Genomic DNA, 19,770 nt, shown 5'->3' with positions numbered 1-19,770 from the left:
GTAATTCGGCATACCGAATCGACCGAAGCACCTCGTCAAGCCGCAACAGCCAGGTTGGATGCCCCCTTGCCTGGTGCACTCCATGCCTCCCGGACAACAAAAAGGACGCCTTAACGCGTCCTTTTTGTTGTCTGCTCAACGATCAATACATCGTGCGGTGCCTGTACGGACAGCGCATTCAATCCACCGGCAAGCGCATCACCGCCTGCGCCCATTTATGGGCCACTTCAGGCGAAGAAAAACACGAGGCTTTATCCGCCACCACACGCACCGCGCGTTCCAGCAACTGAATGTCGGCTTCGTGCTGGCGCGCCACGTGCGGATCTTCAAAGAAGATCACTCGCTGGCAACGGTTTTCCAAGACCAGCTCCGCAATTTGTGCATCGCCACCCAAAGGGCCGCTCAAGTAAGACTGAATCCAAGGTGTTTCCTTGGGCCAGCCTTTGGACCAGGCCAACTCGTTTAACAAGCGACTGGTCGTGCCCGTCCCCACACGCTGCCCAAATCGCGACAGCAGGTCAAAATGCTTGCTGGCAAAATCAACCATTTTCTCCTTGAGGGCATCATGCGCAATCAGGGCCAAGGTTTGATTAGGGAAGTCGAAAATACGTTTGCAGCTCGAGTCTGGCCACAAACCGCGGCTGACACGCTCTACTTCGATCCATTCAATGGCCCCCATCAAGGTGGAGATAAAGGGTCGGCCATGCGTAATGCACTGACGCTTGAGCGCCAGGGCTTCCGGAAAAATGGAAGAAGGGTCCACCGGGTCGATCAAGTAAATGGCGCCATCAAACGGCGGCGTGCCGTCCGGGTTTTGCGTCACCCGGGCAACCAGTTTCATCAACCCTCCATCACGACCGTAGGGATAGCGAACCAGGCCGCCGTAACCTTCCAGCAGGCCCGAACGCTCAATCGCGTTGCAGGTACGCCCTACCGTATAGAGCTCAATCTCCAATTCGCGAATACCGCTGGCCGAACGCCGCAACCACTGAAACAAAGCCGCATCTGCCGAATCATGGTGCAATTGATTGGCCGCCAAACCAAAACGTAATGACATGAGTTCCTACACGGTAAACGATTCGCCACACCCGCAGGAGGCTTTCTCGTTTGGATTGATGAACTTGAAACCTTCATTGAGGCCATCGCGGCCATAGTCCAGACGCGTGCCATCGATGAAAGGCAGGCTTTTGGGATCAACAAACAGTTTAACGCCGTGCTCTTCAAACAGTTGGTCGCCTTCTACCGGCTCATCAACAAAATCCAGTTTGTACGCCAGACCCGAACAACCGGTCAGGCGCACACCCAAACGTAGCCCCAAGCCGCCACCACGCTTTTTTAAATGACGCTGGATATGTTCTGCGGCGGGCTGAGTAAGAGAAATAGACATAATCTGTTCCTTTCTATACACCTGAAGCACAATCAGCCTTCAGGCTTGGACAACTAAAACACGCCTTTGTTCTGCACCGAGGCAACGGCGGCCTGAACCGCCTCCTGGGCCAACAAAGCACAATGCACTTTGACCGGGGGCAATTCCAACGCCTGCTGCACGTCCGCGGACGAAAAGCAGGCTGCCTGCTCCAGACTGCGATTCTGCAACCACTGGGCGGCAAACGACGCAGCGGCAATGGTGCAACCACAACCATATGCCTTGAAACAGCTCTCCTGAATCTGGCCCTGGTCGGATACCTTGAGCTGAATACGGATGACAGCCCCGGTCTTATGGCTACCCGCCTCCCCTGTCCCGACATCAGCATCACTGCTGTTCATGACACCCACATGACGCGGGTGCAGAAAATGCTCCATGACGGCGTCACTATATCTCATTGTGCGCACGGCTCCGACGCAGACTCATCCCACAAGGGCGAGATGGCCCGCAACTGTTCGACCACACGGGCGATGGCGGCGATCGTGTCATCCACCTCCTGTTCGGTGGTGAACCGGCCAAGACTTAAACGCAAGGAGCTGTGCGCCAACTGATCGCTACGACCCAGGGCGGTCAACACATAGGAGGGCTCCAGGCTAGCCGACGTACAGGCCGAACCGCTGGACACAGCCAGCTCCGTCAAGGCCATCATCAAGGCCTCACCCTCAATATGGTCCACGCTGATATTCAGGTTATGCGGAACGCGCTGCTCCAAGCTTCCATTCAGGTAAAGATCCGGGATACTTTGCAGCCCCGCCCATAAACGATCACGCAGCGCCGTAATGCGCTGATTGTCCTGATCCATCTCCTGGGCAGCCAGCTCAAAAGCTCGCCCCATGCCGACAATCTGATGCGTTGCCAGAGTACCGGAACGAAAACCGCGCTCATGGCCCCCGCCATGGATCTGCGCTTTCAGACGCACCGCCGGCTTACGACGAACGTACAGGGCGCCAATCCCTTTGGGGCCGTAGGTCTTGTGTGCCGACATGGACATCAGATCCACCGGCCACTCCTGCACATTGATCGCCACCTTACCGGTCGCCTGGGCTGCGTCCACATGGAACAGCACCTTGTGCTCACGGCAGACAGCTCCCAAAGCCTGGACATCCTGAATCACGCCAATCTCGTTATTGACCAGCATGACCGAGGCCAGAATCGTGTCTGGGCGAATGGCTTGTGCAAACACCTGCGGGTCAATGAGTCCATTGGGCAGTACATCCAGAAAGGTGATTTCAAACCCTTCATCCTGCAAGGCCAGGCAGGTATCGAGCACGGCCTTGTGCTCCGTACGGACGGTAATGATATGGCGGCCTTTGGCCTGATAAAACTGGGCGGCCCCTTTTAACGCCAAATTGATGGCCTCGGTCGCCCCCGAGGTCCACACGATCTCGCGCGGCTCCGCTCCGATCAGCGAGGCCACCTGGCGGCGCGCTTGGTCCACCGCCTCTTCGGCATCCCACCCGTAAGGATGGCTGCTGGAGGCAGGGTTGCCAAATCGTTCCGTCAACCAGGGGATCATGCTGTCGGCCACACGCGGGTCTACCGGTGTGGTGGCGGCATAATCCATATAGATACGCTGAGCGCGACTCATACAAAACTCCGGATCAGTAGCGGCGAGCGTCCACTACAAGGTACATTCTTCTGGCTGGCCGGCTTCCTGGGCGGCCATCTTGAGTTGACGCAAACGCTGCTGATCAACCAAGTCCTGCAAAGAGACAGAATCCAGGTAATCGACCATTTTACGACTAAGCGTCGCCCAAAGCTCGTGAGTCATGCACTCGCCTTTCTGTCCGTTTGTGCCTTGCTTGCAATTACCCTTGCCACCGCACTGGGTGGCATCAACGGGCTCATCGACCGCAAACACAATGTCAGCAACGGTAATGTGACGGGCCAGACGCGCAAGCGTATAGCCACCACCTGGACCTCGAACGCTATCGACCAGCTCATGGCGTCGCAGTTTGCCAAAGAGCTGTTCAAGATAGGAGAGCGAAATTCCCTGTCGCTGGCTGATGCCTGCGAGCGTCACCGGTCCACTTTGCTGGCGCAGCGCAAGATCGATCATCGCGGTTACGGCGAAACGCCCTTTTGTCGTCAAACGCATGATAGTTTCCTTGCCAAAGGCGAAAGCGGCCGGAATGCCAAAGGCAAATCCGACCAATTTGGTCCAGTATAGCAAATACAGGGGAAACTACCGTGCTTGAGCGCGTGTTTTTACACTTATACTGCAGTGTTATCGCGGCGCTCAGGCGGCACGGTAATGGGGGACGCGCTTGCGAACCAGTTCGAATACGCCCTGACAGGCATCCTCGATATAGTCCATGACCTTATTGAAGCCTTCCTGGCCACCATAATAAGGATCGGGCACGGTCGCCGCCTCGTAGTCGGTGGCAAAACGCATCAACAGCATGAGCTTGTGACGATAAATGGGCGGACACATTTGCTGCAAAGCAGCGTGGTTTTCCCAGTCCATGCTCAAGATAAGGTCGAAGTTGCGAAAGTCCTCGCGTTGGACCTGTCGGGCCTGATAGGCAGAGATGTCATAACCGCGTTTACGAGCGGCTATTTGTGCGCGTGTGTCAGGATGCTCGCCCACATGAAAGCCATGTGTAGCGGCTGAATCCACCAAAATATCTTCCGACAAGCTGGCTTGGTCGACCAGTTGGCGCAAGACGCCTTCGGCGCTGGGAGAGCGGCAAATATTCCCTGTACAGACAAACAGAACCTTACTCATAATGCGTCAAAGTCTGCGGGAAAACCCCAAATAAGGCAAGACAGAACAGAGCCTGAAACAGCCCCCGTCAACCGCTTTGAAAACCGCAAAACCGTATCGTTTGGAGGCTGCAAATCAGCGCCATACGCCAAGGATGGACGTATGGAATAAACCAAAGGCGCGGCACTGTTTGCTTAGCGGATCAAGGCCCTTGATGGGCTGAGGTAAATCAAGCAATACACCTGTGCGATGAAAGCGGATAGCCGAACCCTGTTTTTTCTGACTATCCGTCCAGAAAAAGTTGCAAATACACAACAAAACAATAAAAGAAGCGCTCCTTCTTGCAAAGAAGCGCCTTGATTTCCCCTGTCCGATCAGGCCTTGCGGCACATCACCCCATGAGCAGCTTGGCCTTGAGTCGTTGCAACTTGTCGCGGGCAGCCGCAGCCTGCTCAAACTCCAGGTTGCGCGCGTGATCCATCATCTCTTTTTCTAAACGCTTGATCTCGCGGGCAGCCGCCTTTTCATCGCGGATCAGCTCCTCGGGAATGTCCTCGCGCAAACCGGCAGTCGGATCAGACGCCACCACGCCATCAATCAGCTCGCGCACAGCCTTGTTGACACCACGTGGCGTAATGCCGTTCTCCTCATTAAAAGCAATTTGTTTGGCGCGACGCCGCTCGGTTTCCTCAATGGCCCGATGCATGGAATCGGTCATCCTGTCGGCATACAAAATGGCTTTGCCGTTAAGGTTGCGCGCCGCCCGACCGATGGTTTGAATCAGGCTGCGCTCCGAACGCAGGAAGCCTTCCTTGTCCGCATCCAGAATCGCCACCAAAGACACCTCGGGCAAATCCAGACCCTCGCGCAGCAAGTTAATCCCCACCAAAACATCGAACACGCCCAACCGCAAATCTCGAATGATCTCGGCGCGCTCAACCGTATCAATATCGGAGTGCAGATAGCGCACGCGTATTCCGTTTTCGGACAAATACTCGGTCAAGTCCTCCGACATACGCTTGGTCAGTGTGGTCACCAACACCCGGTCCTGCTGGGCAGTACGCAGCTTGATTTCACCGAGCAGATCATCGACCTGGGTGGTAGCCGGACGCACCTCAATCTCCGGGTCCACCAGGCCAGTAGGCCGCACCACCTGTTCGACCACATTGTCCGCGTGTTCCTGCTCGTACGCGGCCGGCGTGGCTGACACAAACACGGTCTGCGGCATGCGACGCTCGAACTCTTCCAGCTTCAACGGCCGGTTATCCATCGCAGAGGGCAGACGAAAGCCGAACTGCACCAGGGTTTCCTTACGAGAACGGTCACCTCGATACATGGCCCCTAATTGCCCGATCGTGACATGGCTTTCATCGATGAACATCAGGGAATTGCGCGGCAGGTAATCAATCAGTGTCGGTGGCGGATCGCCCGGCGCCGCACCCGACAAATGCCGCGAATAGTTTTCGATTCCCTTGCAGAACCCCAGTTCCTGCAGCATTTCCAGATCAAAACGGGTACGCTGCTCCAGGCGTTGCGCCTCGACCAGATGCCCTTCACGGGTCAGAAACTCCAACCGTTCACGCAGCTCCATCTTGATGGTTTCAATCGCCCGCAACACCGTTTCACGCGGCGTCACGTAGTGAGAACTGGGGAACACCGTAAAGCGGTTGAGCTTTTGCACCACTTTGCCGGTCAGCGGGTCAAACAGCTCCAGCTCTTCCAGTTCGTCATCAAACAGACTGACCCGCAAAGCCAGCTCCGCGTTTTCCGCCGGAAAAATATCAACCACCTCACCGCGGGCCCGAAACACCCCACGCTGAAAATCCAGGTCGTTACGCTCATATTGCATGGCCACGAGACGCGCCAGCAGTTCCTGCCGGGCAATACGGTCGCCTTTGCGCAAGGTCAGCACCATAGCGTGGTAGTCACCCGGATTACCTATGCCGTAAATGCAGGACACGGTGCCCACAATAATGGTGTCGGGTCGCTCCAGCAGGCTTTTCGTGGCTGACAAACGCATCTGCTCGATGTGCTCATTGATGGACGAGTCCTTTTCAATGAACAGATCTCGCGAGGGCACATAGGCCTCGGGCTGATAGTAGTCGTAGTAAGAAACAAAATACTCGACGGCATTGCGCGGAAAGAACTCGCGCATCTCGGCATACAACTGCGCTGCCAGGGTTTTATTGGGTGCCAGCACAATGGCCGGACGTCCCGTACGCGCGATGATGTTGGCCATGGTGTAGGTTTTGCCCGAGCCCGTCACCCCCAGCAGGGTCTGGTACATCAAGCCATCATTAATCCCTTCGACCAACTGCTCGATGGCCGCCGGCTGGTCGCCAGCAGGCAAATAAGGTTGGAAAAGTTTGAAGGAACTCCCCGGAAATTCTTGAAAGGCAGGCTCAAATTTCATGCTAGACACACTTTAGGGTAAGCCCGTATTATCACATTAATGCTTTGTTTTTCTACCTTTCCGCACTAACGCCCCCATATCATCATGACATCGCTCTTCGAAACCGTCGAACTGGCTCCACGCGACCCCATTTTGGGTTTGAACGAACAATACAATGCCGACGAACGCAGCGGCAAAGTAAATCTTGGAGTCGGTGTTTACTACGACGATCAAGGGCGAATCCCGATTTTGCAGGCGGTTCAGAAGGCTGAACAAGCCATGATGAGCACTGCTGCTGCCCGCAGCTACCTGCCCATCGAAGGGATCAACACCTACAATCTGGGCGCTCAAACCCTGTTGCTGGGCGCTGACTCCCCCGTCATTGCCGAAGGACGCGCCCTGACTGTCCAATCTCTGGGCGGGACCGGCGCACTGAAAATCGGTGCCGATTTCCTGCAGCAGCTGCTGCCCCAGTCCAAGGTCTACATCAGCGATCCAAGCTGGGAAAATCACCGCGCCCTGTTCGAGCGTGCGGGCTTCACGGTCGACACCTACACCTATTACGATGCCGCCACCCATGGCCTGAACTTTGAAGGCATGATCGCGTCCTTGCGCACCATGCCCGCCCAGTCCATCGTGGTGCTGCACGCCTGCTGCCACAATCCCACGGGCGTGGACCCCAGCATGGAACAATGGGCACAGATCGCCGAACTGATTAAAGAGCGTCAACTGGTTCCATTCCTGGACATTGCCTACCAGGGCTTCGGTGACGGCCTGGACGAAGACGCCAGCGTCGTGCGCCTGTTTGCCAAGCTGGGGCTGTCCATGTTCATCAGCTCCTCGTTCTCCAAATCCTTTTCGCTGTACGGTGAGCGTGTGGGTGCCCTGACCCTGGTCACATCCAGCAAGGATGAGACGTCGCGCGTGCTCAGTCAGGTCAAGCGCGTGATTCGCACCAACTACTCCAACCCCCCTACCCACGGTGGCAAAGTAGTGGCCACGGTACTGAACTCTCCCGAATTGTTCCAGACCTGGGCCACTGAACTGGCCGGCATGCGTGAGCGCATCCGCGACATGCGCGCCCAGCTGGTTGCCAAGCTGAAAGAGCACGGCGTCGCACAAAACTTCGACTTCGTTCTGCAACAGCGCGGCATGTTCTCCTACTCGGGCCTGACCGCCGAGCAAGTAGAGCGTCTGCGCCAGGAGCATGGGATTTACGCGGTCAGCAGCGGCCGCATCTGCGTTGCCGCACTGAACAGCCAGAACATTGACGTCGTGGCCAAGGCCATCGCTCAAGTCCTGAAATAAGCCGGCCTTAGCCCTACCCACCAACGCCCTTCTCCGGAAGGGCGTTGTTGTTACAGCCCTTGGAAAACACTCATGACCGACGCGATTTCCCTACATACCGACCGCCTGCTTCTCCGCCCTTGGAAAGCCACCGATCTGGAGCCCTTTCACCGTTTGAACCGTGATCCGCATGCACTACGCTTTTATCCCGCAACGCTGGATCGTGCTCAAAGTGATGCCATCGCTCAGCGAAGCCAAAGTCTGATCGAAGAACACGGCTGGGGCCCTTGGGCAGTAGAACTGAACGAAACCGGCGCATTCATCGGCATGGTGGGCTTGAACCGCCCCACGGCCGATCTGTATTTTCAACCTTGCGTAGAACTGGTCTGGCGCCTGTTACCCGAGTACTGGGGCAAGGGGTTTGCGACGGAAGCGGCTCGCGCCTGCCTAGCCTTTGCTTTCAAAGAACTGGAGCTGGAGCAGATCGTTGCTTACACCGCGCAACTGAACCTCCCTTCGCAAACCGTTATGCAACGTCTGGGCATGACGGAGCAGCCGGGCACCTTCGATCATCCCGGCGTCCCTGCCGGCCACAAACTTGTGCCGCATGTTCTGTATACACTGGACCGCAAGGATTGGAACCCGCCCGCTTCGGTGCCACCAAAGGCCAAAAGTTAAGTCTTTACGGCCTGAGCCGCTTGCCAAAACACGAACGGTAACGCACAATCTTTACTGTATATATATTCAGCAGACAATACTATGACCGCCAAGCTCACTGCACGCCAACAACAAGTGCTGGACATCATCCGTTCCGAGATCGAACGGACCGGTTTCCCTCCCACTCGAGCCGAGATCGCTCAGGTGCTGGGCTTTAAGTCCGCCAATGCAGCCGAAGATCATTTGAAGGCTCTGGCCCGTAAAGGCGCTATCGAGCTGACGGCCGGCGCTTCGCGCGGCATACGACTGCTCGGCACGGACACCCGCGACAGTACGCCTAGCAGCAACAACGTACTGGCCAATTTGGCCGATGCACTTTTGCTGCCGATCATTGGTCGCGTTGCCGCCGGCAGTCCTATTCTGGCCACCGAGCATATCGAGCGCGAAATTGGCGTTGCCCCCACCCTTTTCTCTCAAACGCCCGACTATCTGCTGCGTGTACGTGGCCTGAGCATGAAAGACGCCGGTATTTTCGATGGGGACCTGCTGGCAGTCAAAAAAACCACCGAGGCACGTAATGGTCAGATTGTGGTGGTTCGCATTGGGGATGATGTCACGGTCAAGCGCCTGTCACGCTCCAGCAATCAGGTAATCCTCTTGCCCGAAAACCCGGACTTTGAGCCGATTGTCGTCACCGATCCCGACTCCCTGTCCCTGGAAGGCATTGCTGTCGGTCTCATTCGCACCAACCCGCTCCATTAAGCCCCTGTCCTGGCCCAGGTTCCGGGCGACATACACAGACCAAGCTCAAAACCCCATACCCCATTGTGGACTATGGGGTTTTTTACGGCTTGCCCCTACCAGGCACGACAAGCGCAGGAATGACTCAGCCCCGCCTGGGTAGCACTCCCAACATGCAAACAGGCTACCTTGAACCCAAGGTAGCCTGTTTTTGGTCCTGCGAGAAAGAACGGCTTAGTGCTTGAATGACTCGGAGCCAGCACCAGCAGCACGAGAGGCCGCCAGGGCTTCAGCAGCCAAACGAGCCACTTCCTCGTCGCTCAAGGGCGTGACGGGATCTTGCAGCGCTACTTCCAATACGCGATCAATCCAACGCACCGGAATGATCTCCAGCGTGTTTTTCACGTTATCGGGAATATCCGCCAAGTCCTTGACGTTTTCCTCCGGGATCATCACGGTTTTGATACCGCCGCGTTGCGCTGCCAACAGCTTCTCTTTCAAGCCACCGATAGGCAGAACTTCGCCGCGCAAGGTGATTTCACCCGTCATGGCCACGTCGGCACGAACCGGAATACCCGTCAGGCTGGATACGATAGCGGTCGTGATGGCGATACCGGCCGATGGACCATCCTTGGGCGTCGCGCCCTCTGGAAAGTGTACGTGCAGATCACGCTTCTCAAACACCGTATTGGGGATACCCCACTTCTGAGCACGGGATCGCACAACCGTACGGGCCGCTTCGACCGACTCTTTCATCACGTCACCGATCGAACCGGTACGCAGCACATTGCCTTTACCGGGCATATCGGCGACTTCGATGGTCAGCAAATCGCCACCCACCTCGGTCCAGGCCAGACCAGTCACCTGACCAATCTTGTTCTCTTTCTCGGCCAGGCCGAAGGAGAAACGACGCACGCCCAGGTATTCGCTCAGGTTCTCCGAGTTAACCACCAGGGTTTCCTGCGTCAAAACCTTGTGACGGGACGCTCGTGTGCCAGCCTGAGGATTGGCTACTAGCAATTTGCGAACCACCTTGCGGCAGATTTTGCTGATTTCCCGCTCCAGCGAACGGACACCCGCTTCCCGCGTGTAGTAGCGTACGATGTCGCGCACGGCATCTTCCGTCACCTCGAGTTCGCCTTCGCGTACGCCGTTGTTTTTCATCAGCTTGGGCAGAAGGTAATCGAAGGCAATCCGCACCTTTTCGTCTTCGGTGTAACCCGACAGACGAATCACTTCCATACGGTCCAGCAGGGCCGGTGGAATATTCAAGGTGTTGCTGGTTGCCACAAACATCACATCGGACAGGTCGTAGTCCACTTCCAGGTAGTGATCCTGGAAGGTGTGGTTTTGTTCAGGGTCCAGAACCTCCAGCAATGCCGAGGATGGATCACCACGGAAATCCGCACCCATCTTGTCGATCTCGTCCAACAGGAACAGCGGGTTGCGTACACCCACCTTGCTCATGTTCTGAACCACCTTGCCGGGCATGGAGCCGATGTACGTACGGCGGTGACCACGAATCTCGGCCTCGTCACGCACCCCACCCAAAGCCATGCGAATGAACTTGCGGTTCGTGGCCTTGGCTATCGACTGACCCAAAGAGGTTTTACCCACACCCGGAGGGCCAACCAGACACAGGATAGGTGCCTTGAGCTTGTCCACGCGCTGTTGCACTGCCAGGTACTCGACAATCCGTTCCTTGACCTTCTCCAGGCCAAAGTGATCCGCATCCAACACATCCTGGGCATTGCTCAAGGAGTTATTGATACGGCTCTTTTTACGCCACGGCAAGCCGACCAGCGTTTCAATGTAGTTGCGCACCACCGTAGCTTCGGCTGACATCGGCGACATCAGCTTGAGCTTCTTCATTTCGGATTCGGCTTTCTTAAGCGCCTCTTTGCTCAGTTGGGCCTGTTCGATGCGTTTTTCCAGCTCTTCAACATCCGCACCGTCCTCGCCTTCGCCCAACTCTTTCTGAATGGCCTTGACCTGCTCATTCAGATAGTAATCACGCTGGCTCTTTTCCATCTGCTTTTTCACACGGCCGCGAATACGCTTCTCGACCTGCAAGATGTCAATTTCGCCTTCCAACTGAGACAACAAGCCTTCCAGACGCTCCATAGCCTTGGGCGTTTCCAGCATGCCTTGCTTTTGCTCTAACTTCAAAGGCAAGTGAGCAGCAATGGTATCGGCCAGACGACCGGCGTCATCAATCCCCGTCAGAGAAGTGAGAATCTCCTGAGGAATTTTCTTGTTCAATTTGACGTATTGCTCGAACTGGCTCAGCACAGCACGGCGCAGCGCTTCGGTTTCAGCCGCATCACCGGCATCACCGGGCACCTCGACCACGGAGGCCATGAAGTGGGTTTCCGCATCCTGAACCTGCGTGATGCGAGCGCGCTGCAAACCCTCGACCAGCACCTTAACCGTGCCATCGGGCAGCTTGAGCATTTGCAAAATACTGGCCGCACACGCAATTTCGTAGAGATCCTCGGGAGCAGGATCGTCCTTGCCCGCGGACTTTTGCGCCACCAGCATAATATTGTTGCCGGACTCCATCGCCAGCTCAAGAGCTTTAATCGAGCGAGGCCGGCCCACAAAAAGCGGAATCACCATGTGAGGGAACACCACTACATCGCGCAAAGGAAGCAGCGGCAGCTCAATAGGTTCCGTAGAAAGAATCTGGCTCGCAGACATAGTCATTTCCTATAAATGTCCTTAGACGCAAAAGGGAAGCCTGGGCTTCCCTTTCACGGTTTAACCTGTTGTAGCTCAGATTGTGGCAAATTTTGATATTTCAAGTAGGCCGAACGAACATGAGAACAGAACTTTACAAAGTTAACGAAAGGCCAACGTTTACGCCCGTAGGTTTCTCACCCCTTTCTTAATCCTTGCCTGCCGCCCTGTCTTGCCTGCGCGCCTCTGACCGAAGCCAGAGCGAGCACCAGCAAGGAAATATCTCTAAGCTACTGCGTTTTTCAAGGGCGACTCAGTGTCACTGGCTTCACTATCGGACAAAGGACGACCCAAAATCAATTCGGGTTTACTCTTTCCAAGAACCGCATCTTCGGTCAGCACCACTTTGCTGACGTCCTTGCGCGAGGGCAACTCGTACATGGTATCAAGCAGGGCCTGCTCGACAATACTGCGCAGACCGCGAGCGCCGGTGCGACGTTTGATGGCCCGCTGAGCAACGGCGCGCAGGGCTTCGGGCTGAACTTCCAGCTCCACCCCTTCCATGTTCAGCAATTTCTGGAATTGCTTGACCAGCGCATTGCGAGGCTCGGTCAGGATGCGGATCAACGCATCTTCATGCAACTCTTCCAGCGTGGCTACCACTGGCAACCGGCCCACCAGCTCGGGAATCAAACCAAACTTGATCAGATCCTCGGGTTCGGCTTCGGAGAACAATTCGCCAACGCCGCGCTCAGACTTGGCTTTCACCGAAGCAGCAAAGCCAATGCCAGATTTCTCCGTACGGTCGCGGATCACCTTTTCCAGACCGTCAAAGGCACCACCCACAATGAACAGAATGCTCGTGGTATCCACTTGCACAAAGTCCTGATTCGGATGTTTGCGGCCACCTTGCGGGGGCACAGACGCTACCGTACCTTCAATCAGCTTGAGCAGTGCCTGTTGCACGCCCTCGCCCGAGACGTCGCGGGTGATCGAAGGGTTATCCGACTTGCGGGAAATCTTGTCAATTTCGTCGATGTAGATAATGGCGCGCTGCGCTTTTTCCACATCGTAATCGCAGTTTTGCAGCAGTTTTTGAACGATGTTCTCAACGTCCTCGCCCACGTAACCGGCCTCGGTCAGCGTCGTGGCGTCGGCCATCACAAAAGGCACATCCAGCATGCGGGCCAGTGTCTGGGCCAGCAGCGTTTTGCCCGAACCCGTTGGCCCGATCAGCAAGATATTGCTTTTGGACAGCTCTACATCGTCACGGCTTGCCTTGCCGCTACGAATTCGTTTGTAGTGGTTGTACACCGCTACGGCCAAGGTGCGCTTGGGCATCTCCTGGCCAATCACATACCCGTCCAGAAATTCCTTGATTTCCCGGGGAGTAGGCAATTCCTTGCGTTCACCATCAGGAGTGGCGCCCGCCGCTTCGTCACGAATGATATCGGTACACAGATCAATACATTCGTCGCAGATAAACACGGACGAAGGCCCAGCGATCAGTTTTTTGACCTCATGCTGGCTTTTGTTGCAAAACGAGCAATGCAGAACTTTCTCGTCGGCCGATTTCTTTTCGGACATAAATTTAAATTTCACTTCAGGATGGTAAAAGGACGGGAACAAGTCCCGCCCCCGAACAGCCATAGTACTGCTTCAGACCGCCCCTCGCAGGGGAAGGTGATTACTCGTCACGAGTACTCATCACCTTGTCGATCAGGCCATAGGCCACAGCGTCTTCAGCTGCCATGAAGTTGTCACGCTCGGTATCCAGCTCGATACGCTCGACAGGCTGACCGCAGTTCTCGGCCAGGATCTTGTTCAAACGCTCGCGCAGGCTCAGAATTTCCTTGGCCTGAATCTGGATATCGGAAGCCTGCCCCCGCGCACCGCCCGAGGGCTGATGAATCATGATGCGCGAGTTGGGCAAGGCAAGGCGCTTGCCCTTGACGCCCGAAGACAGCAAGAACGCACCCATGCTGGCAGCCATGCCGGTACACAATGTCGAGACTTCCGGCTTGACGAACTGCATCGTGTCGTAGATGGCCAGGCCTGCATAGACCGAGCCACCGGGCGAATTGATGTAGAGCGAAATATCCTTCTCAGGATTTTCCGACTCCAGAAACAGCAGCTGGGCCACGATCAGATTGGCCGAGTTGTCATGAACCGGGCCCACCAGAAAAATGATGCGCTCGCGCAGCAGGCGGGAGTAGATATCGTAAGAACGCTCTCCCCGACCAGACTGCTCGATCACGATAGGCACATAGCCCAAACCCGTAGGGGCAACGGAGTGCCCCCCATGCATTGAGGCGTAGAAGTCGACAAAGGTTGACGACATTTAGTTGGTTCCCATGATTTGGTCGAACGCCACCTCCTCGTCGGTCACCTTGGCCTGGGACAGTACGTGCTCGACGACATTGTCTTCGAGTACCACTGCCTCAATCTCGGCGCGACGCTGGCGATCGGACAAGTAGTAGGCCACCACTTGGGCGGGCTGTTCGTAGTTCTGGGCAAATTCTTCGATGCGGGCGCGAACCTGCTCTGGCTTGGCTTGCAATTCAGCGGCCTTGACCAGTTCGGAGACCAGCAGACCCAAACGCACACGGCGAGTGGATTCTTCCTGGAACGCCTCGGCCGGAATAGGCATCTTGTCGGCATCAGGCACGCCACGGTCTTTCAGTTCAGCGCGAGCCGAAGCAATACGACCTTGCACGTCGTTGTCCACCAAGGCCTTGGGGACCTCGAAATCGCTGGCAGACAACAATGCATCCATCACAGCAGACTTGTTGCGAGCGTGGACACGAGCCTTGATCTCGCGCTCAATGTTGGCACGGATATCAGCCAACAGGGCCTCGACATCGCCTTCAGCCTGACCCAGGGATTTGGCAAATTCAGCATCCAGCTCGGGCAGAACAGGCTGGGCCACGTCTGTCACGGTGATCTTGAATTCGGCTGTTTTGCCAGCCACTTCCTTGCCGGTGTAATCGGCAGGGAATTCCAGGGGGAATGTTTTGGTTTCGCCTGCTTTCATACCGGCAACAGCCGTTTCGAACTCAGGCAGCATGCGGCCACGACCTTGCAGGTACTGGAACCCTTCAGCGCTACCGCCTTCAAAGGCGACGCCGTCGATGGTGCCCACAAAGTCCAGCGTGATACGGTCATCTTCCTGAGCCGCGCGATCAGCACTGGATTCGTAGTTGGCACGTTGCTTGCGCAGCACGTCTACGGTGCGCTGGATGTCTTCGTCGGTCACAGGCGTGTTGGCACGCTTGATTTCCAGCTTGGACAAATCAGGCAAGCTCACTTCAGGATAGACTTCGAACGTGGCGGTAAAGGCCATGGTGCCTTCAGGCACGTCGCCTTCTTTGGCTTCCAGATTGGGCGTGCCAGCAACACGCAGTTTGGAGTCCTGGATCACTTTGTCCAGAGCTTTGCCGATTTCTTCGTTGATGGCGTCGTAACGGATACCAGGGCCGTGGCTGCGCTCGACAACGGACAAAGGCGCTTTACCGGGACGGAAGCCCTGTACCTTGGCCGTACGAGCCACACGCTTGAGCTGGGCCTGGACTTGTTTTTCTACGTCGGCCACCGAAACGACCACATCGACTCGGCGCTCCAAGCCGGACAGAATTTCAACCTCGGGCTGCATTGAAGACCTATATTAAATTGAGTAATTGATAAGAGTAATCCGGCATTTTACCGGAAACTGGCACGGTAAATCCAAACAAACGTATTTTGAATCATAATTTCCTGTCAAGACAATACAGCCGTGCCGGACTATCATCCCTTACTTTACCTTCCCGACGCAAGACTGACATGCACATGAACACCCCTTTAGGCGGCATCCGGGTCCTGGAACTGGGCCAATTGATCGCCGGCCCCTTTGCCGCCAAGATACTGGGCGAATTTGGCGCGGACGTTATCAAGATCGAATCCCCTAAAGGCGGCGACCCCTTGCGTAAATGGCGTTTGCTGCATGACGGTAACTCGGTCTGGTGGGAGGTGCAATCTCGTAACAAGAAGTCGCTGGCTCTGGACCTTCGTCAAGCTGCATGCCAGGACGTGGTGCGCGCCCTGGTCAAGGAATGCGACATCCTCATCGAGAATTTTCGTCCTGGCGCCCTGGAGGAATGGGGGCTGGGCTGGGAAGACCTCAAGGCAATCAATCCCGGCCTGATCATGTTGCGGGTCTCGGGTTATGGACAGACCGGCCCTTACAAGGACAAGCCTGGCTTTGGCGTCATCGGTGAGGCCATGGGCGGCTTGCGCCACCTGAGCGGCGAGGCCGGGCGCCCGCCCGTGCGTGTCGGCGTGTCGATTGGCGACTCGCTGGCCGCTTTGCACGGCGTCATCGGCATCATGATGGCTCTGCGGCAACGTGAACAAAACGGAGGCGTCGGCCAGTATATCGATGTCGCCCTCTACGAAGCCGTTTTCAACATGATGGAAAGCCTGCTGCCGGAATACGCTGCGTTTGGCGCCATACGTGAACCAGCCGGCAGCAGCTTGCCGGGCATCACGCCCAGCAATGCCTATGTATGCAAAGATGGTAAATATGCCTTGATCGCGGGCAACGGCGACAGTATCTTCAAACGCCTGATGGTCGCAATTGGCCGTGCCGACATGGCCGACAACCCGGACTACGCCCATAACGATGGGCGTGCCAGGAGCGCAGGTGTGATTGATGCGGCCATCGGCCACTGGGCCAGCGCCCTGGAACTGGACAAGGTGCTGGAAATTCTGGATCAGGCAGGCGTTCCAGCCGGTCGTGTTTACGACATTGCCGACATAGCGGCCGACCCGCACTATCAGGCACGTGACATGTTGCTCGACAGCCAACTGCCCGATGGCACACCGTTGAAAGTCCCTGGCATCGTCCCCAAGCTGAGCGAGACACCCGGCGGCCTATACCGCCCTGCCCCCCATCTGGGCCAGGACACGGAAGACATCTTGAACAGCCTAGGCATCAGCGCCGAACAGCAGGCTGATTGGCAGGCACGTGGCCTGATCGCCAAGAGTCCTAAACGTCACTGAATGGGGTGATACGCAATAGGCTGCCGCAGAAGGTAGCCTCCCGAGCAAATCGACCCACCACCGCAAATGAACTCTGTGCACTAGGGCCAGACGCTGGAAAGCGTGAAAGCAGTCTGTCAAAAGCCAGACAATAAGAAGAAAAAACGAAACCGTTGACGTATTTAAAATTGATTTTGTAAAACAACGGCTTTCGTTTGATGGTGCGAACGGAGAGACTCGAACTCTCACACCTCTCGGCGCCAGAACCTAAATCTGGTGCGTCTACCAATTCCGCCACGTTCGCAACACGAAAGACATAGATTCTATCGTGGATTTTCACCCTAGGCAAGTGCCTGAACTGGCAAAAAAAGATCAGGGCCCGCCTGGAACGCGCCCTGATTCGGTGACCGTATAGGCGCTTGCACCGGCCCCTTGGGCCGGCACGCCCAAGGATGCCCTGCAAACGGCGTCCGTGGCCGGTTTGTTCCCTAGGGTCCGACCACTTCGCTGACATAGACCGGGATATCCCAGGCTCCTCCTGCCCGAATCAGGGCACAACGCCCCGTATCACCACGTTCACTTTCTACAAAGCGGCTGCCATCCCAGACCGATGTTTCATAGCTCCAGCAATCCCCCAACCCGCGGCCTTTCATCGCAGAGGAGATAAGACCATTGTCGTACCCGGTAGCACTGTCACTCACCAACACGGGAGCCGACTGCATGGTATTACTGACAAGAAAATAGGCGTCCCCCGCGTTATAAGCCGCCAGCCAGCACGGTGCGGCAACGAGGGAAAACTGCGGATCAAGTCGTGCGATTTCCCAAGGTTCGGACAGTCTGTCATCACTACAGGACTGCTCGGCATCGGCTGCCAGCGCCTGCAACAGCACTGGCCGAATCAAGGCGTCCTCTTGCTGATTCATGGGACGAAGGTTCTTATCGATAACCGGGGCACGAGTAATACGAGGGGCGTCAAGGGGGAGCTTCACCGTCGACTCACTCGCCTTTCCCTGACGTAAAATCGCCCCTGGCGTATTCACGCGCCCTTGCACATCATCCATTTTCAGCAAGACCGCACTTGAACCTGCCCCTGAGAACAAATAGGTTCGGTCATCCCGGCGGAAAGACAGAGCATCGTCTTTTTTCAAGGCCGCCAGAAAGCGAGTGAACTGATCCTCGCTCATTTGCCATGATTCATCGCCCGCCGAGCTTAATCGGCCTGCAGTACGACCTGCGATAAACAGTTCTGGCGCCGCACCTGTCTGCTGCTGAGCATCGTCATAGTGCGCAAGCATCACCTTGTTGACAACCGGCTCCCCCCTGCCTGCCTTACGAGTTAACAGCACGGTTGAACCTGGCTCCTCACTCTCAGGTGCGTAACCGGCGGCACGACAAGTCAGGGTGTTATCACAGCTCAGATCCCAATCCTTATGAGAAAAGGTGACTGACACATCCTTGGCAGCCGCACTACTCATCGCCAACACGAGGGACACTGCCAGCATGCGCACTGAAAAAAGCACGTTGCCGTCTTGTTTTGCCCTACTCATTTCCGCTACTCCCCAAAAATTTCTTTCAGCTCAATTCACGTACCGGCATTTTATCCACACGGCGGGCACAATTTACCTAGCGAATTTGTGCGGTAGTCGTCCGTGCGCGCAACGCTCTACCTATGCCTTGCGAAGGAGGAAACGGGCGAAAACACCGTTGAATACGAAGCGCCGGCCCTAAGGCTACAAGACTCGAAAGTTTGCTTCTGGAATCACTCGTCAGCGGTCACGAGTGTCGATCATGCTTTCCCGGGAAGTCACTGGGCCAGCGCATCGGTTTAGGGCCGGGAACGGGCTCCGGAGCCGGGGTGGGCTTAGGGTCCGGATTAGGGGTGGGGTTTGGCTGAGGGTTGCTTGGCATATCTCGTTTTCCTATACGCCTAAATAAGAATTAAAACTATTATTGAAATACCATATCAGCTAGCATCTATCGCCCATAAATGACATTTACTCCTGCTTTGCCACTGCCTGGGGCACTTAGGTAAAAACCCCATCCAGCGAATCAGATAGAAAGCCACCAAATCATAGATTACTGTCGGCAACGATATATAGCCAGCCCCTACTGCGCCTATTCCCGAAGATACTGATATACAGCGACCTAGTTACCGTATAGAAAACAACAAAAAAACAAACACCCCAAGCTATCAGCCACCATACTTTTGAGTTAAAAATCGATCACCAGAAAAACCTCTATCCCTTGATTGCAAGTACCATCTTCATTCCGCTTCTTTCTTGACATAAAGCACAAAAACTCCGCCGTCTTTTATTTCAGCATTAAAGCAAATCAGCAGCACTTTTTTTCCATTACCACGCCGTGAATCAACAAAAAGAAAGGCAGCATCCCTCTCCTTTTCTTCATCGTCGTTGTACCTTTTTTTGGATGTTATAAATAAGCCGGTTTTGCTTATAAAGGGCTTGAAAAAGAAAGAGCGGTAGCCAGCCTATTTCCAAAATTGCTAACAGACTATGTTCCCAACGCGTTGCAAGCCTCATCATGCCTTTCTGCAAGCCCTCTTTCAGCCATTCTTCTTAGCCAAGACCGGTAAACCTTAGCCGCCTCTTTCTCATTCAAAAAAAACTGATTTTTGCTTTTATATGCATACACCTGGTTCTCTCAGGGGTAGAGGTCTGACAGGGTTAATTTTCAAATAAGAAAAAACCGCTCTCCTTGAGCGGTTTTTTGCATCTAGCAGAAGCTAATCCTGCCTATCATGTTTACCCGGAAAATCACCAGGCCAACGCATGGGTTTAGGCTCCGGCCTGGGCTGGGGGGCTGGACTGGAAGCGGCTGCATGGTACACGATTCAAACTCCTTCAC

General features: G+C 55.6%; 16 protein-coding genes and 1 tRNA gene. 4 read left to right on the top strand and 13 right to left on the bottom strand.

Annotated elements, in window-relative coordinates:
• Positions 1–178: 178 nt before the first annotated feature.
• The 7 genes from FE795_RS07135 to uvrB all read right to left on the bottom strand — a co-directional run bounded on the left by FE795_RS07135 (position 179) and on the right by uvrB (position 6,546).
• Complete coding sequence (locus tag FE795_RS07135) at positions 179–1,057, bottom strand: methylglyoxal synthase (RefSeq protein WP_059317753.1); 879 nt, start codon at positions 1,055–1,057, stop codon at positions 179–181.
• A gap of 6 nt (positions 1,058–1,063) precedes the next feature.
• A complete protein-coding gene (locus FE795_RS07130) occupies positions 1,064–1,387 on the bottom strand; it encodes a HesB/IscA family protein (RefSeq protein WP_003801383.1) in 324 nt (107 codons plus the stop codon).
• Between the two features lie 53 nt (positions 1,388–1,440).
• Positions 1,441–1,824, bottom strand: coding sequence for an iron-sulfur cluster scaffold-like protein (locus tag FE795_RS07125; RefSeq protein WP_003801384.1), 384 nt, complete (start codon positions 1,822–1,824; stop codon positions 1,441–1,443).
• The gene (locus tag FE795_RS07120; protein ID WP_059317754.1) at positions 1,821–3,014 is read right to left on the bottom strand and encodes an IscS subfamily cysteine desulfurase; all 1,194 of its coding nucleotides are present in this window, start codon (positions 3,012–3,014) and stop codon (positions 1,821–1,823) included. Before FE795_RS07120 ends, FE795_RS07125 begins: the two co-directional genes overlap by 4 nt.
• Before the next feature lie 33 nt (positions 3,015–3,047).
• The gene (gene iscR / locus FE795_RS07115; RefSeq protein ID WP_051010420.1) at positions 3,048–3,524 is read right to left on the bottom strand and encodes a Fe-S cluster assembly transcriptional regulator IscR; all 477 of its coding nucleotides are present in this window, start codon (positions 3,522–3,524) and stop codon (positions 3,048–3,050) included.
• Between the two features lie 141 nt (positions 3,525–3,665).
• Complete coding sequence (locus FE795_RS07110) at positions 3,666–4,157, bottom strand: low molecular weight protein-tyrosine-phosphatase (RefSeq protein WP_039943261.1); 492 nt, start codon at positions 4,155–4,157, stop codon at positions 3,666–3,668.
• A 367-nt stretch (positions 4,158–4,524) separates the two neighbouring features.
• On the bottom strand, positions 4,525–6,546 hold the full coding sequence (gene uvrB / locus FE795_RS07105; RefSeq protein WP_003801388.1) for an excinuclease ABC subunit UvrB: 2,022 nt from the start codon (positions 6,544–6,546) through the stop codon (positions 4,525–4,527).
• Between the two features lie 84 nt (positions 6,547–6,630).
• Between uvrB and FE795_RS07100 the strand changes: the two genes are divergently transcribed.
• From FE795_RS07100 to lexA, 3 genes are all read left to right on the top strand, one after another.
• Positions 6,631–7,833: an amino acid aminotransferase gene (locus FE795_RS07100; RefSeq protein ID WP_003801389.1), complete on the top strand. Its 1,203-nt coding sequence runs from the start codon at positions 6,631–6,633 to the stop codon at positions 7,831–7,833.
• 72 nt (positions 7,834–7,905) lie between these two features.
• Positions 7,906–8,490, top strand: a complete 585-nt coding sequence (locus FE795_RS07095; protein ID WP_131071564.1) for a GNAT family N-acetyltransferase — start codon at positions 7,906–7,908, stop codon at positions 8,488–8,490.
• An 81-nt stretch (positions 8,491–8,571) separates the two neighbouring features.
• Complete coding sequence (gene lexA / locus FE795_RS07090; RefSeq protein ID WP_003801392.1) at positions 8,572–9,231, top strand: transcriptional repressor LexA; 660 nt, start codon at positions 8,572–8,574, stop codon at positions 9,229–9,231.
• A 213-nt stretch (positions 9,232–9,444) separates the two neighbouring features.
• On the opposite strand, the gene lon is transcribed toward lexA, so the two are convergent.
• The 4 genes from lon to tig form a co-directional block, all read right to left on the bottom strand.
• Positions 9,445–11,910, bottom strand: coding sequence for an endopeptidase La (lon, locus tag FE795_RS07085; protein ID WP_003801394.1), 2,466 nt, complete (start codon positions 11,908–11,910; stop codon positions 9,445–9,447).
• Positions 11,911–12,174: 264 nt separating this feature from the next.
• Positions 12,175–13,476 (bottom strand): ATP-dependent Clp protease ATP-binding subunit ClpX, encoded by a 1,302-nt coding sequence (gene clpX, locus FE795_RS07080; protein ID WP_039943329.1) that lies wholly within the window; start codon positions 13,474–13,476, stop codon positions 12,175–12,177.
• A 100-nt stretch (positions 13,477–13,576) separates the two neighbouring features.
• Positions 13,577–14,230 carry an ATP-dependent Clp endopeptidase proteolytic subunit ClpP gene (clpP, locus tag FE795_RS07075; RefSeq protein ID WP_039943264.1) on the bottom strand — a complete coding sequence of 218 codons (654 nt, stop codon included), beginning with the start codon at positions 14,228–14,230 and terminating at the stop codon, positions 13,577–13,579.
• Positions 14,231–15,541, bottom strand: a complete 1,311-nt coding sequence (gene tig, locus FE795_RS07070) for a trigger factor (protein WP_059317756.1) — start codon at positions 15,539–15,541, stop codon at positions 14,231–14,233. It abuts the gene before it with no gap.
• Between the two features lie 173 nt (positions 15,542–15,714).
• On the opposite strand from tig, the gene FE795_RS07065 reads away from it, so the two are divergent.
• Positions 15,715–16,926, top strand: a complete 1,212-nt coding sequence (locus FE795_RS07065; protein WP_003801404.1) for a CaiB/BaiF CoA transferase family protein — start codon at positions 15,715–15,717, stop codon at positions 16,924–16,926.
• Positions 16,927–17,124: 198 nt separating this feature from the next.
• Here FE795_RS07065 and FE795_RS07060 read toward each other — a convergent pair.
• Together FE795_RS07060 and FE795_RS07055 are read right to left on the bottom strand one after the other, a co-directional pair.
• A tRNA-Leu gene (locus FE795_RS07060) sits at positions 17,125–17,209 on the bottom strand.
• Between the two features lie 184 nt (positions 17,210–17,393).
• A complete protein-coding gene (locus tag FE795_RS07055; RefSeq protein ID WP_219235948.1) occupies positions 17,394–18,452 on the bottom strand; it encodes a DUF1176 domain-containing protein in 1,059 nt (352 codons plus the stop codon).
• Positions 18,453–19,770: the final 1,318 nt, after the last annotated feature.

It is taken from the genome of Alcaligenes ammonioxydans (assembly GCF_019343455.1).
Taxonomy (GTDB): domain Bacteria; phylum Pseudomonadota; class Gammaproteobacteria; order Burkholderiales; family Burkholderiaceae_B; genus Alcaligenes; species Alcaligenes ammonioxydans.
This window is presented reverse-complemented; position numbering and strand designations above follow the sequence as displayed.

Coding starts and splice junctions, on each gene's coding strand:
- FE795_RS07100 (WP_003801389.1), top strand. CDS start 6,631: ATGACATCGCTCTTCGAAACCGTCGAACTGGCTCCACGCGACCCCATT.
- FE795_RS07055 (WP_219235948.1), bottom strand. CDS start 18,452: ATGAGTAGGGCAAAACAAGACGGCAACGTGCTTTTTTCAGTGCGCATG.
- clpX (WP_039943329.1), bottom strand. CDS start 13,476: ATGTCCGAAAAGAAATCGGCCGACGAGAAAGTTCTGCATTGCTCGTTT.
- lon (WP_003801394.1), bottom strand. CDS start 11,910: ATGTCTGCGAGCCAGATTCTTTCTACGGAACCTATTGAGCTGCCGCTG.
- clpP (WP_039943264.1), bottom strand. CDS start 14,230: ATGTCGTCAACCTTTGTCGACTTCTACGCCTCAATGCATGGGGGGCAC.
- FE795_RS07135 (WP_059317753.1), bottom strand. CDS start 1,057: ATGTCATTACGTTTTGGTTTGGCGGCCAATCAATTGCACCATGATTCG.
- FE795_RS07120 (WP_059317754.1), bottom strand. CDS start 3,014: ATGAGTCGCGCTCAGCGTATCTATATGGATTATGCCGCCACCACACCG.
- FE795_RS07130 (WP_003801383.1), bottom strand. CDS start 1,387: ATGTCTATTTCTCTTACTCAGCCCGCCGCAGAACATATCCAGCGTCAT.
- iscR (WP_051010420.1), bottom strand. CDS start 3,524: ATGCGTTTGACGACAAAAGGGCGTTTCGCCGTAACCGCGATGATCGAT.
- tig (WP_059317756.1), bottom strand. CDS start 15,541: ATGCAGCCCGAGGTTGAAATTCTGTCCGGCTTGGAGCGCCGAGTCGAT.
- lexA (WP_003801392.1), top strand. CDS start 8,572: ATGACCGCCAAGCTCACTGCACGCCAACAACAAGTGCTGGACATCATC.
- FE795_RS07095 (WP_131071564.1), top strand. CDS start 7,906: ATGACCGACGCGATTTCCCTACATACCGACCGCCTGCTTCTCCGCCCT.
- FE795_RS07125 (WP_003801384.1), bottom strand. CDS start 1,824: ATGAGATATAGTGACGCCGTCATGGAGCATTTTCTGCACCCGCGTCAT.
- FE795_RS07065 (WP_003801404.1), top strand. CDS start 15,715: ATGAACACCCCTTTAGGCGGCATCCGGGTCCTGGAACTGGGCCAATTG.
- uvrB (WP_003801388.1), bottom strand. CDS start 6,546: ATGAAATTTGAGCCTGCCTTTCAAGAATTTCCGGGGAGTTCCTTCAAA.